The organism is Streptococcus sp. NLN64 (assembly GCF_015831295.1).
GTDB lineage: Bacteria > Bacillota > Bacilli > Lactobacillales > Streptococcaceae > Streptococcus.
This window is the reverse complement of record NZ_JADXDQ010000102.1, coordinates 1-2,217: the sequence shown is the minus strand read 5'-3', so window position 1 is coordinate 2,217 and position 2,217 is coordinate 1. Positions and strand designations below refer to the sequence as shown.

General features: G+C 39.2%; 1 pseudogene. It reads right to left on the bottom strand.

From position 1 onward, the window contains the following. Positions 1-264: 264 nt before the first annotated feature. Positions 265-930 (bottom strand): annotated as a pseudogene (locus I2503_RS09235) (response regulator transcription factor). Positions 931-2,217 lie beyond the last annotated feature (1,287 nt).

Here is a 2,217-nt window from a genome sequence, read left to right as displayed (position 1 = left end):
CTTGGATACGTTTATGAAAAGAAGCTAGTGATTTATCTTTTAGGGCTGTTTCTAATTCGTTAATGTGTTCTGGTGTAAAAATCATAATACTATTATATTTCAGATTTTGAAACTAATCAAGTATAAGGTCAAACGCATGCGACTCCCCGTCCGTATTTTCTCCTCAACTTGATTGCCCAAATCTTCAATCGTTTTATAGAACATCAAACAAAACACTGACAAAACTAGGACTAGGAAGCACAAAAACAAAACCAGGAATAGCATCTATTTCTCCCCCTTAAAGCGAACCCCTAGTCCCCAGATTGTTTCAATAAATTCCTCTTCCTCAGCCAGTTGAGCTAATTTCTTCCGCAAGTTGCTCAGCTGTGCATTTAAAGTATTATCACCGATCATAAAGGGTTCTTGCCAAACCAGTTCATACAATTCTTCCTTGGTAAAAATCTTTTTAGGCTGGGACATCAAGGTTTTCAGAAGCAGATATTCTTTTTTTCCCAAACGAACTGATTGCTCTTCCCAAGCAGCCTCAAAAGTATCTGGCAAAAGAGTTAATCTGCGTCCAACCTCATTTAGTTCCGGCACAGAGCACAGTTGAACACTAACACGTGCCAAAACCTCACCCAAATCAAACGGTTTTACAATATAATCATTGGCCCCGTTCATCAAAAACTCGGCAACTAACTTCTTATCTCCCAAAGCTGTCATCATAATCACTGGAACCTGCCTCTTCTGCCGAATCTCCCGTAAAACCTCTACACCAGATAGGCCCGGCAGCATAATATCCAGCAACACCAGATCTACCATCTCCTCCTGAAAAATCCGTAACCCCTCAGTGCCCGAGTAGGCCTAGAGAACCTCATGCTCCTCCGATAACAAATGGAATAAGATTTCTTGAATATCACTATTATCCTCAATTTGCAAAATCCGCGCCACGAAACAACTCCTTTTGATCCATTCTCACAATCACAGACTCTCCACTCCACTCAGAACCAGTCAGATATACTTTCTTTCAAATGTCTTCCAAAAAAAGGGAACGGACTTTTCTCCTTTTCCCTTTTTACTTGCATTCTATCTTCAAAGTGCTATTATAGTGTTATAAGAGGTGGCCTAACGACCACCCTGTAGAACCGTTTAAGACGGTGACTCATGTTAGCTAAAAAGCATTAGCCAGCACTCGTCAAAGTAAGACGGCTAATGCTTTTTGTGTTTTCTGCTGAATAAGTCGAGATAGAGACGCATCAGATTGATCACAAATGTACCAATCTTCAGTGTCCACTCGATTATCTCTACGAGAGACAAAAAACTTCTCCTTTCTTTTAGGATAGAAATGGTCGCCTGCGTTATTTCGCATAGGCCTCACCTTCCTTCGTAAAATCGAGGAGTCACCGTCTTAACTTTTCTACCCTTCCATCTTAACAAATTCATTTAGAAAAAGGAAAGATTTACCTGTTTCAAAAACAAATATTTTTATATATGTTTTTTTGCTCTAAAACATATTGAACTCTGCATCACCCTTCCAAGAATCCGAGCTCCCTCAAGAAAAAAAGGGAGGTTGGTTTGAGGAGAAAACGTTGCAGCTTACAACATGAAATTAAGGCTTGTAGTAAATGATTTACACCCAATAAAAATTGTTCTGTCCCACTCTCCCTTTTTACTTGCACTCTATCTTCAAAGTGCTATGATAGTGTTATAGTCTTTTAGTTTACTTTTAGTACAAGGCAGCGAGTCGTAGACAGTACTGAAGTACGGCAAGACGAGCTAACACAGTAATAAAAGATAAACTAAAAGACTATATAAGGGGTGGTCATTCGACCACCTAGTAGCGCCGTTAAAGACGGTGACTCAGTTAGTTAATAAAAAAACGTTAACCAACCAACCTGTCAAAGTTTTTCGGTTAACGTTTTTTGTTGTGTTTACCTCGTTTATGGATAGGGACGGCTCCTTTCTTTTAGGGTAAGAAATGTTAGCCTGCGTAATCCGTATCCGCATTGGCACCACACCCTTTCTTAACAGGAAGCATTAGCCATCACTGGTCAAAGTAAGACGGCTAATGCTTTTTCTTTTTCTGATTTTCAAAAAACCTCTCCAAGGACGGCAATGTCATTAAGTTAAGACCTAGAATTTAGAATAAGACCACATTTGAAAGCTCATAATTACATCAGACTTTCAAATGTGGTCTTTTTGTGCACGCCAAATAAAGGTTTTTGTGACCTTTTTTAA